At 27.3% G+C, this 16471-nt stretch carries 18 protein-coding genes; all 18 read right to left on the minus strand.

Annotation, left to right across the window (positions count from 1 at the left end; translation table 11 throughout):
• Positions 1-14: 14 nt before the first annotated feature.
• Entirely contained in the window at positions 15-1169 is a 1155-nt protein-coding gene (neuC, locus tag H2684_RS07075) for a UDP-N-acetylglucosamine 2-epimerase (RefSeq protein ID WP_182088701.1), read from the minus strand.
• 114 nt (positions 1170-1283) lie between these two features.
• Entirely contained in the window at positions 1284-2198 is a 915-nt protein-coding gene (locus H2684_RS07080) for an ATP-grasp domain-containing protein (protein ID WP_182088702.1), read from the minus strand.
• Between the two features lie 24 nt (positions 2199-2222).
• Entirely contained in the window at positions 2223-3458 is a 1236-nt protein-coding gene (locus H2684_RS07085; RefSeq protein WP_182088703.1) for a polysaccharide pyruvyl transferase family protein, read from the minus strand.
• Between the two features lie 19 nt (positions 3459-3477).
• Positions 3478-4041 (minus strand): HAD family hydrolase, encoded by a 564-nt coding sequence (locus H2684_RS07090; protein ID WP_182088704.1) that lies wholly within the window; start codon positions 4039-4041, stop codon positions 3478-3480.
• 4 nt (positions 4042-4045) lie between these two features.
• Positions 4046-5062 carry an N-acetylneuraminate synthase gene (gene neuB, locus H2684_RS07095; RefSeq protein WP_182088705.1) on the minus strand — a complete coding sequence of 339 codons (1017 nt, stop codon included), beginning with the start codon at positions 5060-5062 and terminating at the stop codon, positions 4046-4048.
• Positions 5055-5768: an acylneuraminate cytidylyltransferase family protein gene (locus H2684_RS07100; protein WP_182088706.1), complete on the minus strand. Its 714-nt coding sequence runs from the start codon at positions 5766-5768 to the stop codon at positions 5055-5057. The genes neuB and H2684_RS07100 overlap by 8 nt, the downstream gene beginning before the upstream one ends.
• A complete protein-coding gene (locus H2684_RS07105) occupies positions 5749-6831 on the minus strand; it encodes a nucleotidyltransferase family protein (protein ID WP_182088707.1) in 1083 nt (360 codons plus the stop codon). Before H2684_RS07105 ends, H2684_RS07100 begins: the two co-directional genes overlap by 20 nt.
• 292 nt (positions 6832-7123) lie before the next feature.
• Positions 7124-7447, minus strand: coding sequence for a hypothetical protein (locus H2684_RS07110; RefSeq protein ID WP_182088708.1), 324 nt, complete (start codon positions 7445-7447; stop codon positions 7124-7126).
• Complete coding sequence (locus H2684_RS07115; RefSeq protein ID WP_182088709.1) at positions 7444-9213, minus strand: 6-hydroxymethylpterin diphosphokinase MptE-like protein; 1770 nt, start codon at positions 9211-9213, stop codon at positions 7444-7446. The genes H2684_RS07110 and H2684_RS07115 overlap by 4 nt, the downstream gene beginning before the upstream one ends.
• Positions 9214-9261: 48 nt before the next feature.
• Positions 9262-10452, minus strand: a complete 1191-nt coding sequence (locus H2684_RS07120) for a flagellin (RefSeq protein WP_182088710.1) — start codon at positions 10450-10452, stop codon at positions 9262-9264.
• A gap of 144 nt (positions 10453-10596) precedes the next feature.
• Positions 10597-10938, minus strand: coding sequence for a hypothetical protein (locus H2684_RS07125; protein WP_182088711.1), 342 nt, complete (start codon positions 10936-10938; stop codon positions 10597-10599).
• 10 nt (positions 10939-10948) lie between these two features.
• Complete coding sequence (gene fliD / locus H2684_RS07130; RefSeq protein WP_182088712.1) at positions 10949-12682, minus strand: flagellar filament capping protein FliD; 1734 nt, start codon at positions 12680-12682, stop codon at positions 10949-10951.
• A 29-nt stretch (positions 12683-12711) separates the two neighbouring features.
• Positions 12712-13107, minus strand: coding sequence for a flagellar export chaperone FliS (gene fliS / locus H2684_RS07135; protein WP_182088713.1), 396 nt, complete (start codon positions 13105-13107; stop codon positions 12712-12714).
• Positions 13108-13369: 262 nt separating this feature from the next.
• Positions 13370-13669, minus strand: a complete 300-nt coding sequence (locus H2684_RS07140) for a hypothetical protein (protein ID WP_182088714.1) — start codon at positions 13667-13669, stop codon at positions 13370-13372.
• Positions 13670-13888: 219 nt separating this feature from the next.
• Entirely contained in the window at positions 13889-14275 is a 387-nt protein-coding gene (locus H2684_RS07145) for a flagellar protein FlaG (protein ID WP_182088715.1), read from the minus strand.
• Between the two features lie 30 nt (positions 14276-14305).
• The gene (gene csrA / locus H2684_RS07150) at positions 14306-14521 is read right to left on the minus strand and encodes a carbon storage regulator CsrA (RefSeq protein WP_182088716.1); all 216 of its coding nucleotides are present in this window, start codon (positions 14519-14521) and stop codon (positions 14306-14308) included.
• The gene (gene fliW, locus H2684_RS07155; RefSeq protein ID WP_182088717.1) at positions 14522-14953 is read right to left on the minus strand and encodes a flagellar assembly protein FliW; all 432 of its coding nucleotides are present in this window, start codon (positions 14951-14953) and stop codon (positions 14522-14524) included. It abuts the gene before it with no gap.
• A gap of 136 nt (positions 14954-15089) precedes the next feature.
• Positions 15090-16466: a flagellar hook-associated protein FlgL gene (gene flgL, locus H2684_RS07160; protein WP_182088718.1), complete on the minus strand. Its 1377-nt coding sequence runs from the start codon at positions 16464-16466 to the stop codon at positions 15090-15092.
• Positions 16467-16471: the final 5 nt, after the last annotated feature.

Here is a 16471-nt window from a genome sequence, read left to right on the forward strand (position 1 = left end):
TAGATTAACTCCTTTTAATAAACAATTTGCTTATTAAGTAATTTACTATCTATTTTTGTTTCACTTATAATTCTAGCTATTCTTTCTCCACTATATCCGTCACCATAAGGATTATAACAATTTTTACATATATTTATAAATTCTTTATCAAAAATACATTTGTTTATTGCCTTTTTAATTTCATCCTTATTATGAGAAACAAATATAATATTTTCTGAATGCTGCCTTTGTTTTTGTCTATTTCCTACATTAACAACAGGTAATTTTAAAAATGGAGCTTCCAATAATCCGCAACTAGAATTTCCTAAAAGTAGTGATGCTTTTCTCTGTAAATTTACAAACAAATCTCTAGGCAATGTTTGAAAAGCTTTTATAAATTTAAATTTTTCTTCAAATTGTTTTATGACTTTTATCATTTCAAATCCACCAGCATCTGAATTAGGATATGTTATTATAGTACTATATCCTAGTTCGGCAACTGCTTCCAAAGTAACTTTCATTTGATCCTCAGCTTCAGATATTTCAGAACTTAAAGGATGCTTTATCAAAAGTATAAAGGGTTTATCTTCTCTTAAATTAGTATTTAATTTTTCATTTATATAATCATATGATAATTCAGGTTGTTTTCTTATAGAATCTAAAGCAGGATTTCCAACTACATTAACTCTCCAAGGTTCTTCACCCATTTTTAAAATTCTCTCACCATTCTCTTTTGTAGTAGGAAAATGTAAATGTGCAAGTTTTGTAACGGCATGTCTAACAGAATCATCTATATTTCCTACTACTCTATCTCCTCCACAAATATGTGCTATTGGAATATTCATATAAGTTCCTACAGTTGCAGTAGTCAAGCTTTCTTCTCTATCTCCTAAAACCATAAGCCAATCAGGCTTTTCTCTAACAATGATATCTGTAAGTCCCATTATTTGAATTCCTATTGATTTACATCTTCCTGATAACAAATCGGAAGACAATAACGTTTCTAATTTTATTAATTCATAACCATCATTTTCTATTAATTTGTATGTATCTCCATATAAAGGAGATAGATGTGTACCTGTAACTACAACTTTTAACTCTACATCATTTCTTTTAGTTAATTCTTCCAAAATAGGTTGCAATATAAAATATTCTGAACGTATTCCTGTCACTGCTAATATTTTTTTCAAATATTTCACCTCAATTTTAAATTAAATCTAGTCTTAATCATAACTCTAAGACATCATTCTTCAATCGGTAATATTTCCTTTTTCTTATATTTAATTTTTTAATTATACTCATGCCTAAATTAGATCTATATCATTTATTATTAAATCTTCATAATATCTAAACATATATTGATTATACTTAATCGATTTTGTATTATATTCTTTATTATTTAAGAAACAATTTATAGCACAAAACCAATTATCAGAAGATGCAAAAGATAAAGAACTTCCTCCTGCAATTCTTGGATTAATTTCAATAAAGTATATATCTTTATCTTTTTTCATGCATTGTATATTTATTATTCCTACTGGTTTTAATTTAGCTACTATTTTTTTACAATAGTCAATTATTTTTTCATCATATACTGTTACACCTTTTACAGATACTCCAGACTCTACATCAATTCTTTTTCTTGGAATAATATATACTGGATTAGATTTAAAATCACATAGTATATCAACTGTATATTCTTCTCCACTAACTATATCTTGTGATATATAACCTTCCATATTAAAATTAGAATTAACTTCATTTTTTAAACAAATGCCTTGACTTCCTCTCCCAATTCTAGGTTTAATCAATTCATATACTAAATTTAAAGATGTTTTAGGTGTAGGAAAATTATTATCTATAAAAAAATTATAAGTCTTCCATTTATCTGTACATATATCTATGACTTCCTCATCAGAAATTATTATGTCTGCATTATATTTATTTTTAAAATATTTTTTTCTTTTACTCCACCCTAATAATCCCTCATTAATAGTTGGAAAAACTAAATTTATTTTTTCATTTTTTATTATATTTTCAATAACATTAAAACATTTTTGATCAGAGTATTTAGGTACAATATATGGTTTTAAGTTTTTATATAGCCCAAAAGATTTATTTGTAATATCTATTCCCACCAAATTCCAATTCATTTGATTATAATATTTAAGCTGAGTATTAAACACCATACTTCCTATTCCTTCAACTAACACATTCATATCAACACCTCAATAAAGATATAATTATATTTTTTTATATACATTCATCACAAATTTTTCTATATTTTTTCTTCTATTTAAATCATATTTTTTAATTAAATTGATTGAATTTCTAAAATAGTTTTTTTTATAATTTCCAATTATATTCTTATACCAATGAAATAATATGTTATTTGATACATCATTAACGTTAACCATATTTTTATATATATTCATTACTTCAAAAGCTCCTGATATTTTTTGTTTATACAAATCATTTACATATATTCCTAAACACGGTACTTGGTTGCCTAATCCTAAAACTATAGGATGATACCTAGAAGCTATTACGAATTTAGAATTTTTAATTAAGTCCCTCATAAAAATATAGTCCTTAGTTGGATTTAAAACTATGTACTCTTTTCTATTATTTAAAAATGTTTTTAATCTTCTTCCACACTCATAATCTAATCCTTTAAAATAATCAAATGGTAAAAAATACACTCTATCTATAAACCCATTATCAATAATGTTATTTAAAAATGCACTTAATTCTTTGTAAAATATTACATAATTTGTAGAATTGCACTCAACCAAGTGATGCAATTGTATCACAGCATAATTTAGTTTTTTTTCAGTACACACATTTCCTCTACATCCTGTACTATAATGTATTGATAAAATATCATCTGCTCCTAAAATTATATTTCCATTAGTTCCTCCTAATTTTTCTAACATTTCAAGAGAACCCTGCCTATCTCTTAATATTATTGAATTAACTTCTTTAAACACATCTTGAAGTTTATATACGTTACGTTCATCAAATGGTCCAATATTTACTCCAGAAATAAAAATTGATTTTCTAAACTTATATCCTAGTATTATTGGAATAATAAATGTTGAGATTAATTTATTATTCCAATAATTATTAAAATATCCTCCACCTATAAAAAACAACGCATCACATTTCATAAATTCATTCCAATATATTTTATCATTAATAACTTTCTCTAAATCAATTTCAAATAAATCTTTAAAAGTAAAATTATTATGCACATTCCTTAATATATCTTTCATCGTTGGAATTTCTACAATATTAGCTTCAAAATTAATTTCTCTAATTTGTGTTTTGCATTTATCTTTATTTAATGCAAAAATTATAAATTCAATATTAATATTATTATTACTACATATTTCCCTTAATTGTTGTAAATTTTCTTTTAGTATAATTACATCTCCAATATCATCAACACCTATTGCTCCTATTATACCTAATATCATTACTATAACTCCTTTTTAATCAAAATAATATCAATTTTACTGCATCATATAAATTTTCACTTATATAATCTGGCCTTACGTTATATGTACTATCCATCCCTGCTAAACCTGTTTTAACTAATATAGTTTTTATTCCTGCATTTTGTCCTGTTTTTATATCTATAGTTGTATCTCCTATCATATATGAATTATTTAAATCTATATTATATTTTTTTTGTGCTTTTTTTATTAGTCCTATATTAGGTTTTCTACAATTACATTTTATTTTATATTTTTTATTCTCTTCTGGATAACCTTTATCTGGATGATGCGGACATATAAATATATTATCTAAATATGCATTTTTTTTTGCTAAAAGTTCTTCCATTCTTTTGTTAATTCTTATAACATCACCCATGGTACACAAATTTCTTGCAACTACTGATTGATTTGATACAACTATACATAAATATCCACTCTTATTTATTAATTCTATAGCTTTTGCTGAACCTTTTATTAATTTCATATCTTCAACATTATGTAGTAACTCTTTATAAACATTTATAGTGCCATCTCTATCTAAAAATATACATTTTTTTTTCATAAAATCATCCTATACTATCCCATGTTATTAGTGAATCTTTTTCTATATCTACCAAAGCTTTATTTCCAGTAATATATTGAATATATTTAGGTTCAACTCCTCCCTCTGGTCTTTTAATATCAATCATATCTAAAAAAATTAATTCACCTTTTTTTATAAATCTTTTAGCTACTATACTTTTTCGTGATACAAATTTACTTTTTTCTTCACTCTTATTGCATCTCTTTATTCCATCTCCAAAGGCTTTTTCTATATTTCTAATACAACTTATCATTTTGATAAGCTCTTCTGGATTCAAAGAAGCTTTATGATCTGGTCCTTTCATATTTTTATCAAGAGTAAAATGCTTTTCTATAATCTTGGCACCCATGGCTGAAGCTGCAATAGCAACTTCTATTCCAACTGTATGATCTGAATATCCAACTGGAAGTTTAAACGCATTCTTTAAAGTAATCATCGCATTTAAATTTACATCTTCATAATCTGTAGGATAATTTGACGTACAATGTAATAAACTTATTTGATTATTTCCACATTCCTCTACAGCTCTCACTGCCTCTTCTACCTCTCCTAAATTAGCCATTCCAGTAGAAATTATCATTGGTTTTTTTAACTTTGATATATACTTTAAAAGTGGAATATTAGTTAAATCACCTGAACTTATCTTATACAGAGGAACATTAACTTTTTCAAGTAAATCCACACTTTCAAAATCAAATGGAGTAGATATAAACATTATTCCTTTCTTTTCAGAATAATTCTTTAAAGTAATATGATCTTCTAGTGACAATTCCAAATTTTTAAGCATTTCATATTGATTACCATTTCCAGTATTATTTTTTTGGTATTCAGCTTTAGGAGCATTTTTAGTTACAAGATTTTCAGCTTTAAAAGTTTGAAATTTAATTGCATCTGCTCCTGATGAAACTGCAACGTCTACAAGTTTTTTAGCAATATCTATATTTCCATTATGATTTACTCCTGCTTCTGCTATTATAAAAATATGATTACTGTCAAACATTCTGACTCTCCTTCATTAAAAATTCTACAAATTTAAAATCCAGCATATTATCTATATCTATGGAACTAATCTCATCCATTACATATGGTAGTGTATTTTCAGTATACCAATTTTTATATTTAACCAATACATCTATTTTTGCCATATAAATTGCACCATTCAATCTATACACTTTTGGAGCATCTTGCCGTCTAGTATAAAAAATATTACTATCTAAAAAGTCTTTTAGTTTTCCATATTCAATTTTTTTCATCCAATAAGGTGTAATTTCACTTTCACAAACACTTACAATAGAATCTCCATTTTTCTCAATTAAAACTTCAATTGCTTTATCTATTTGACTATATTTTCTAAAAGGAGATGTACATTGCAAACACATTACATAATCAAAAGTAATGCCTTTATTTTTAAACCAACTAACTGCATGTAATATAGGTTCTATACCTGGAGTAGTATCTTTTGAAAGTTCTTTTGGTCTTAGAAAAGGTATTTCTGCTCCAAATTTTTTAGAAATTTTAGCTATTTCACTGTCTTCAGTAGAAACTATTAACTTGTCTATATACTTACTCTTCCTAGCTTCTTCTATACTATAAGATATAAGTGGCCTACCATTTATATTTTTTATGTTTTTCCTAGGTATGCCCTTTGAGCCTCCTCTTGCTGGTATTATAGCAAGTACTTTTTTATTATTTATCACAATTATCATCAACCTTATCACAACTTATTAAATCATATAAGTCTTTATTTACCTTATTATAATCTTCAATTCTGCCTATATCCATCCAATAATCCATTATTTCATAACTTCCTACTTTTTTACCATTTTTTATACATATATCTATTAAATCTGTTATTTCAAAATACTCATTATCAGGTATAAAATCTATTAAATCTGGATTTAAGCAATAAACTCCACCATTTATAAGATATTCTATTGTAGGCTTTTCTTCTAAAGCAACCACATTACTTCCATTGGTTTTAACAACACCATATGGAATTTGAAATGAATGTTTCCTCGTTCCTATAGTAATATCATAATTATTTTTCATATGAAATTCCATCATATTTTCCACATTTAAATTTGTAAATATATCTCCATTTATAACAAAGAATGGTTCATCTAAATAATCTCCAGCAAGCTTTATACCCCCTGCTGTTCCAAGTCTTTTATTTTCTCTTATGTATTCTATTTTAACACCATATGCAATACCATCTTGAAAATAATTTTCTATTATTTCAGATTTATAATTTACAGAAAGTAAAATTTTATTATAACCATATTGTTTGAAATTATTTATAATATGTTGAAGTATAGGATCATTCCCAACTTTGAGCATTGGCTTTGGAATTTCTTTTGTCAAATCTCTAAGTCTTGTCCCAAGTCCTCCTGCCATTATTACAACTGGATTTTCTTTACCTTTTGGAATGAGAATATCATTTATAGTAACTAAATCTATTACTTTATTGTCATCATCTACAATAGGTATATCCTTAACTGCTTTTTTTATAAAAATATCTTTGATTTGTTCTCTTCTCATGTTTTTATTTACACTTATAGGATCATAATGTACTATATTTTCTATGGAGTCTTCCAAAGATATTCCTCTTAATATAGCTCTTCTTATATCACCATCTGTAACAGTACCTATTAATTTACCGCGTTTATCAACTAGTAAAGCAATCCCTCTTGCACCTGAATCTATTACCTCAATAGTTTTCCTTATAGAATAATTTTTGTAAATAAATAATCTACTTACATTGTTTTTCATTAGTTTGACACCTCAAATCTTATAAATGTCATATGATAATGCCTTTAATTTTGCTATTAACATTTCAAAATTTCCTTATATAAAAAATACTTTTCCATTATATATATTAAATCTATTTCTTTTTTATATTATAATTCAATCATCTCCTTTTATTATCGAAGTAATAAGATAAAACTTAGAAAAAAGAATCAGGAAAATTCTTGATTCTTTAAGAGTACCAAAAAATCGATACCCATATATTTTTGATTACCATGATATATAAAAGTTAACCAAGGATAATATCACAAATCATTTATATATTCTTCCATTTCTTTAATATTGGTTCAATTTCATATTTAAGTAAATCTGCACTATAAACGTAATTTTTTATAATTATTGATTTTTCTAACTTTTGCAATATTTTTAATAAGTAATTAATTTCCAAGTTCAATTCACAATATTTATTCATATAATTTATAATTTTATCCAGTGAAATTACTATATTATTAAAATATTGCATTGCATTATTAAAATTACATAAGACAAAATTTTTCCATGCTTCTTCAATAAATTCTATTGTATGATTTATTTCATATATAAATTTTTTTTCATCTTCAATATTAAAAGTTGATTTCAACCGGCATTTCCTCCTTTTAATATATAAGTAAAAGCATTATCCATTATTAAGCATTCATCCAATATATAACTGAATTTTTGTTTAGTTTTCTCAAGATATGTCTTATTTTTATATATATAATCTAAATTAACTAAATCAGGTTTTAAAATATCTTTAAATAATGCAATTTTATTTATTTTATTTTCTATTTTTTCTATTAAATTACACTTTTCTTTATCATTTGCATCAGATTCTATAAATGATATAGCTTCTTTACATAACTTAATTAAATTTAAATTTTCATCTTCAAATTTTTTTATTATATAATTAATTTTTTTACTATTTTTACTATCATTTATAAATTTATTAGAAATATGTTTTAAATTAAAAGTATATTCGCTATCCATAAGTTTTTCATCTGCATATTTATTAAAATCAATATCTACAGCACCTTCAATTGATAATCCATTTTCAGTACCATTTAAATATTTTATATTAGGATGAATTTTTATACAAAATTCCATAGAACTTTTCATTGCTAAAAATACCCTGGTAGTATATACATATTCATCCTTCTTATTTGTTAACTTTATGTAATTCTCTGTATTAAATTCTTTTGACATATCTCTTTCATAAGTTGCTCCATTAGCATAATTTTTACCAGAATTATAACAAAAATCTTGTCCTAAAAATATTATTGGATTACAACCTAATTCCGATAAATTATAGGCTAAGGAATTTGCTACAGAAGGACCTGAAAATTTACTAAATGATTTTTCTTTAAATTCATCGTATATTTTGCTATCAAAATTATTTATATTTAATAGAAATTTAGGCCCTGTTAGTTCATCAGATATTTTATAATATAGCATACTTGAATAAAACAAAGAAACATCTTTATTTAATTTAATATCCTTAATTAATTTAAATTCATTTTCCCATCCATCAATCATACAAGCAATATCAAATTTAATTCCCTTCTTCTCTAGTACACTAATAGCTGAACCTGCTGCAGCTATTAATACTCTACCTTGAAGCTTTCTTAAAGTTTCTATATTATAATCCAATGAAGGTCCAGCAGACACTAAAATTGCAGGCTTTCCTGCAAAACTCGTTTTCAATTTTACAACAGGACACATAGAATCTAAATATTTAAGGTTTCCTATATAATTTTGAACCCATTGTCTTCTTGACATAATTCTTGTATTAATATTAACTCTAAAAATATTAATTTTTTCTTTTATAATAGAAAATGTATCATTAATTAAATCCTCATATATAATCTGATATGATGGTAAAATAACAAATTTTATATTTATTGATTTTTCAAATCCTATAACTTTTTCGTAAAAGTCACCTATATCTTCTGGATTCTTTCCTAAAATAAAATGAATGTTCATATTATCAAACAAAAATTTTATATCATAAGTCTGTATTAATAACTTAAATATTTCCTCATCAGGTTCTACAATAAAATACCTTATATTACTATTTAATTTAATCATTTCTTTTAATTCATATCCAAATCCTAAACCAAATAAAAATACAATATCATATTTACTATTTTCAAAAACATCTTTTGCAATAAACTTAGCTTCATATTTAGGGTTATACTGACTATGAATGATAAACTCATTTCCATTATTAGTTTTAACTATATTTTTATAATTATTTTTAGTAATAATTTTCTTTACAGTTTTTAATTTAACATTAATTATTTTCTCATACAATTGATAGTTTAATTTTTTTATAAATTTCATGTTTTTTTCATATAAAGTTTTAATCATATAAATTCACCTTTACTAAAAAAGCCAGCTCTAAGCTGGCTTTTTTTATTATCTTAATAATTGAAGAACTTGTTGTGGTTGTTGATTTGCCTGAGCAAGCATTGCCTGAGCTGCTTGAGACAATATATTGTCCTTTGAATACTCGGACATCTCTGATGCCATATCTACATCTCTTATTCTTGATTCAGCAGCAGTCAAGTTTTCACTTGATGTTCCGAGGTTATTTATAGTATGTTCCAATCTGTTTTGATAAGCACCAAGTTTTGACCTCTGAGATGAAACTTTTTCAATTGCATTTTGAATAGTTGAGATTGCTGCATTAGCTGCATATTTATCATCAACTTTTATAGCATTTCCTGAAGAATCCTTTACTCCTAATGCTTCAGATCTCATATCTGCAATACCAATTTGCATTGTTTGACCTGAATTTGCACCAATCTGTGCTGTAATAGATTTTGACCCATCACTAGTAGCATCTTCATGCTTGTTCAATACAACAGTAATGCTTTCTCCTACTTTCATGTTATCAAAAGTTCCACTTAACGTCAAATCATTAGTACCGTCTACTGCACCAGCAACAGTCAATGAAGTAACACCAGATGCAACAGTAACACCTGTAATTGCGCTTCCAGTAGTATCTCTAACATCAAATTTTGCTGTGCCACCTGAACCAACAGATATTTTTGTTATAGTTATTGCCCCATTTTTCGTACCGCTATTAGCAATATTTGAAGCTACACCAGCTGCTAAACTTAAATCCTTAATTGAAGTATTATTATTTATAGAATATGTTCCTTTAACTTCTGCATTTACGCCAACAAGATCACCATTTAAAAGTTTCTTTGTGTTGAATTCAGTAGTATTACCTATTCTATCAATTTCATCAGTTAACTGATTAATTTCACTTTGTATAGCAGTTCTATCTGAATCGTTGTTTGTGTCATTTGCTGATTGAACAGCAAGTTGTCTCATTCTCTGAAGTATTGAATGAGTTTCATTTAATGCACCTTCAGCAGTTTGAATAAGAGATATTGAATCCTGAGCATTAGTAGATGCCTGATTTAAACCATTAATCTGTCCTCTCATCTTCTCAGATATTGCAAGACCTGCTGCGTCATCTGATGCAGTATTAATTCTAAGTCCTGAAGATAATTTTTGCATTGCCTTTGATGCATTAGTTGAATTAATTGACATATTTCTTAAAGCATTATTTGCCATAAGATTGTGATTTATTATCATAATTTATTCCTCCTTGATTTTTGTAGTAGACATCCTTGTCCATATTTTATTTATAATTAAACTCCGTAGAGCTAATTAACTTTTACTTTACAATTTATTTATCGTACTAGATTCCTCTATCTTTATATGTTTTAGTAATTATTTTTATATTTTTTTACTAAATATTTTAGCAGACCTTATTTTATTTCCATATGCATTTGCTGCTGATTTGTTTTTAGCAATACATTCTAGTTTTCTCTTTATTATAATAGATTTCTTTTTCATTACATTTCTTGATTCATTTTCAATATTCTCTATATTGAGTTTTTTATACAGTGCTTTGATTTCATCTTTTTTGCTACTATCTGAAATGAGCTCTTCTAAAATACACTGTCTTTTCTCCATAATATTTTCTAATCGATGGAATTCATCTTTCTTTAAAATTTCTATAATTTCTATAGTACAATATTTATAATCAATTAACATTTCTTCAATTTTTCTTTTCATAATAAACTTCCTAACTCAAGTATGCTGAAAGTATAGATTGCTGGGCATTAAGTTGTTCCATTGCCGTTTCTAGTGCTGTAAATTGATTATAATATTTCGTCTGGTCATCGTTCATCTGATCAGTAAGTTTATCTATTAAAAGCTGTTGTGTATATATTTGATCTGGAAGTGTTCCTGAACCACCAGTTCCAGTCACACTATAATCTTCTTGTAAATTAGCATACTTTGTAAGAATAGCATTGTTAAGTGTACTTCCAACTACTCCAACATTGTCAACTAAGATATCCTTTATTCTCTGAAATATTCCAGACTGATTAAATTTATCCTCAGAATCAGAACTATCTGATGTAGTTGTAAAAAGCTTTATTATTTCATCTGCATTATTTGTAATTGCATCTGTAAATTTTGTATCATCTGTAATACTTATTTTTCCAGCATCACTTATTTTACTTGAAGTATCAATTCCTATTGAATTTTCTCCTATGCTTCCAAAATACAATGTTGATACTTGATTGCCATCACTGTCCACAACTGGAGTTGTAAATGCATTTTCAAGATCATTTAAAAGATTTTCAAGATTATCATCATTTCTCAGTATTCCCTGTTTTGCTTTTTCTTCCCATTTTGATATTTGACTATCTGTCATTTCTTCCTTCTGCTCATCTGTAAGTGGTGGATAATCATAGTCCTTCTTTTCTTGTAATTTATCCCTTATCTTTACTATAAGATCATTATACTTATCAATAAAATTTGAAATAAGGTCGTGTATTTTCGAAGTATCTTTTGAAACAGATACACTGACAGGACTATCTCCAGAAACTTCACTTATACTCTTTCCCACATTACTTTCTGATATATCAGAATTTGTAGAATTTGAATCAGATATAGTATATCTTACTCCATTTATAGTAAAGCTATTTGAACTATTCTCACCGACAATATAATCACTTGATCCAGGTTCTTTTATTGCAAATAAAGCATTTTGACCTTGAATCTCTTCTCCTAATGTAGTTATACCAAGTGCATTTAAAAGAGTATCTCCATTTGATACATTTTCAATCTTCAAATTTGAGGATGTACCTGTATCTGAAGTCTGAATTGAAAATTGTCCTGTAAGGTCATTTAACCTTCCAGTAACTTGTCCGTCAGTCTGGGTTTTAATTGCTGTTATAAAATCACTAATAGTTGATGAATCAGTTATATCAAAAGTAATTGTAGTCGTATCATTACTTCCATATGTTAGCTTAAAAGAATAAGTACCTTCACTTAGTCCAATATCAGTTAGCTTTGTAGAAGAATCTGCATTTTTTCCATCAGAGGTTTGTACTTTATTAGTACCTGTTATAGATGCTGATTCTGCAAGCTGTTTTACTAGAATTTTGTAATTTCCTGAAACTGCCGTAGTTAATGCACTTGCTGCAACTACAGTAGAATCAGAACTTTCACCTACCATATTATTATAATTACTTGAAGACAAAATATAATTTGAACTATCAGTTATATCAAAAAATGAACTCTGCAGGTCTTTAATATCGCTTATTACATCTTGATAAGCTTCTTGTTTCCATTCAATTAACTGCTGTTGCTGTTTTGCCTTATTTACCTTTGTCTTATCAGATATAAGCATCTTTTCAACCATTGCATCTATATCAAGTCCCGTATTTAGTCCTGTAATTCTAAGCATATTTCCGCCGCCGGCTCCAGTTGAACCTACTGGAATACTGCTACTTGTACTATCTGACATAATTACACCTCCACTCTTTTAATTAATAATTAATTAATAACTTTTTTAGTTTTAGAAATTTTATATGCTTCATTCCATGTATCTTTTACATTTTCTATAAGCGGAATTACTTCATCCATTATTTTAGCATCTTTTTTCATGTTAGCATCTATAAGTCTTCTCACTATAAAATCATATACGCTCATAAGGGATTTTCCCCATTTTCCTGCTTTTGAAATATCTAAAGATGCCATGAGTTCATAAAATATATTCTCCGTTTTTACTATATTTTCATGAGCTTTTTTTATATCCTTGTCAAGTATAGCTTGTTTACCTATTTTAGCAAACCTTGATGCACCATCTACTAGCATTAAAAGCAGCTGCTCCTTTGATGCATAATTTATACTATTTGTCTTATATGTTTTATAAGCATTAGCTCCGTACATATTTTACCTCCCCCTTTTTTCAATTCACAATGCACAATTCACATTGCACAGTTCTCAATTCTCAGTTCACAGTTCACAATTCAATGCACAATTCTTTTCAATTCACAATGCACAATTCTCAGTTCATAGTGAATGATAGTTTTCTTCAGCTTCACTTCAGAAAACCTAAATTTTAGATTTTTCCTAAAGAAAAATCATCCTTCATTGTGATTTGTGAATTGTTAATTGTCATATTAATTGTCATAGTAAATTATTTCGCCTGTTATTTTTTCACGTCAATTATACTTCCTCTGTCATATCCACTTTCTGAGGCAGCATCTTCTTTAAATGCTTTTACTTCTACTTCTTCAGTTTTAATTGCTTGTACAAGTATCTTCTTCTTATCTTTCCCTTGTTTATACTTTCCAAGTTGTGAAGAAAAACTTCCGCTTCCATTTTTAGATTTATCCTTGCTTCCATTGTTTATGAAAATTTCCCTCTTGTTATGGATTCTATTTGCACTTGTAGTTTCTTTTACTCTACGTCTTACTTCAGGGTCTACTTTATTCAATCTAAATTCCATAATAACACCCCTTTTCAATGCACAGTTCACATTGCACAGTTCACAGTTCTTTTCAATGCACAGTTCACATTGCACAATTCACAATGATTGTTAGTTTTTCTCGGTGTTACTTCGAAAAACTTAAATTTTAGATTTTTCCTAAAGAAAAATCATCCTTAATTGTGCATTGTGAATTGTTAATTTTTAATTGTCATAGTGAATTCTTAATTATCACTGTTCTCACGCTTTTTCATCCATGAAAATTCCGGACATTTCACAAAACTTGTCTATCATATCTATTATTTTAGTAGGCGGAACTTCTTTGATTACTTTATTTGTACTGTCATCTACTATTTTAAAAACAATATCTTTAAATTTTCCATACACTTCAAACTTTAAATGAGTTGAAGTTTTATCCATAAGTTCATTCATTTTATCTGCAACATCTTTTATATCTTTCTTACCTATAACATTGTTTGCTTTAGATTTATCATATTCGTTTACAGTTGGAAAATACATTCCCTCTGTATCTTTTAAAATTGTATTTTCATAACTTTCTGCACTTAAACTAGATGTATTAAACTCTAAAGGCTGTTGTCCTCCTTGACTCATACCTATAACTTCCATGCCAATCACCTCTTTTATTTATAAATATATCTATTTTTTAAATTTTTTTAGCAAACTCATATCTGAAGCTGCCGCACTCCTATTTTCTTTTTCTACTTCTTTGTAAAGTTCTTTTCTTAGTATTGTAACGCTTTTAGGTGCAGATATAGACAGCTTTACACTGCCATCTTCTATCTTTGAAACTGTTATTTCTATATCATCACCTATAAGCAGTGACTCACCTTTTTTTCTACTTATAACAAGCAATCAATTTTCCTCCTTAAAAAGTGGATATTTTATTGAATAGCTGCTGCCATCTAATATTATTTGTTCCCCTATTTTTTTATTTATATTTATAACAAAAGGAGCTTTTAAATTTGCTGTTATATTTTCAATCTTCGAATTTAAAGTAACAGTATTAAAAACAATTATGTCTTCATAGCTCTTTATTCCAAGTTCTTCCATTTTGCTATCATCTAGATCAAATTCATAGTCTTTAAGTATATTAAATGGTGATATCAATACAAGACCTATAGATAAATCTTCAATGGATTGAAGTACATAAAACAAATTGTTTTCCTCAACAGGAAATATAATAAACTTTTTCAAGTTTTCAAATCCCGGTATACCCTTTTTAAAAGTTATAACATCACTATCTTTATAATGCTTTATACCGTGATACTTTGTTTTTATTTCCATATTCTATCTCCCAACTTTTGTAATTAATAGCTAATAGTTAATAATTAATATTTCAGAAAACATATATTTTAGATTTTCTCTTAGAAAATCATCCTTCATTGTGCACTGTGAATTGTGAATTCTTAATTATCAACTACTACCTAATGTAGTCCATAAGCGTAGGCTGCATTATCTTTGCTCCAGCCTGAAGACATGATTGATATACTGTAATCATAGTTGAAAGTTCTATAGTCTTCTTTGTAACATCTATATCTTCTATGTCTGAGAGTACTTCAGTTAAATTCAAATCAGCTGCAGAGTTTTGATCTGCTAAATCCTCCATTCTATTTCCCTTTGCACCTATCTCTGAGCGAATTTTTATTACTTGCTTTGAAGCTGCATCTATAGAATCAAGATCTTCTCCTGTTAATTTTTCAAGTGCAGCATCTTCATCATATTTCCATACTGTATTTCCATCTGAGTCTGTTGATTCAACTTGTCCTGCCATATGGTGAACTATTCTGTCCATAAGATCAAGTACATTATCATCTTCACCATCTCCATAGTTTAACACCTCTGTTGCCGTAGCATTGTATTCAAGAACTACTCCTTGAGATACTTCTATTGTCTTCTTTGAAGATATATTTTCCATATCCATACTAGAAAGCTGTTTTCCACTGACATCTGACATATCTGACATATCTGGCATATCTAATATATCTGTTGTAGATATTGTTATATTGTCACTACTATTTATTGCAAGAAATTTTATATTTCCATCATTTGTCTTTACCACATTGATCTTATCTTTTAATGTTCCATTATTTTGTATCTGAGAATTCAAATCCTTAACTACATCATCTATATCTGAGTATGATGATTTTAAAGTTAAATCTTCCTTAGTTCCTCCATTAACGCTAAAACTTACTGTACCACTTTTCCAATTATCTATATTAAATCCATCTGATACGACTTCCGGAATGTCCTCTAATGTATCTCCGTCTTTATTTGCATACTTAAGTGAGATGCAACCATTATAATCAGTTAATTCATTTCCACTTGAATCAGTACCACTTCTAGTTATGTCATATGACTCAGTCTTTACAGGCTTTGAATTTCCTGCTGTACCTCCAAAAATATACTCTCCTTCAAAATTAGTATTTAAAATCTGTGCAAGCTGTGCTATTTGCTGGTTTATTTCATCATTTATCTTATCTCTATCATCTTGCACATATGCTCCACCAGATTTAACAAGATTATCTCTTATATTTGAAAGTACTGTCCCAAGCTGCCCAAGTGCAGTATCTGTAGTATCCATCCACTTACTTGCAACTTTTATATTTGAAGCATACTGAGAATTTGCACTTATTGAAGTTTCAAGCTGCATTATTCTCTCTACATTTAGAGGATTATCAGAAGGCTTTGAATAATTCTTCGTAGAAGCTACTTGCTGCTGTATCTTACTCAAATTTTGCAGATTTGTCTGCATATCAAATAAAAAATTATTCGACAATGACTTATTTGTTACTCTCATAATTT

The organism is Clostridium sp. cel8 (genome assembly GCF_014050525.1).
Lineage (GTDB): Bacteria > Bacillota > Clostridia > Clostridiales > Clostridiaceae > Clostridium_B.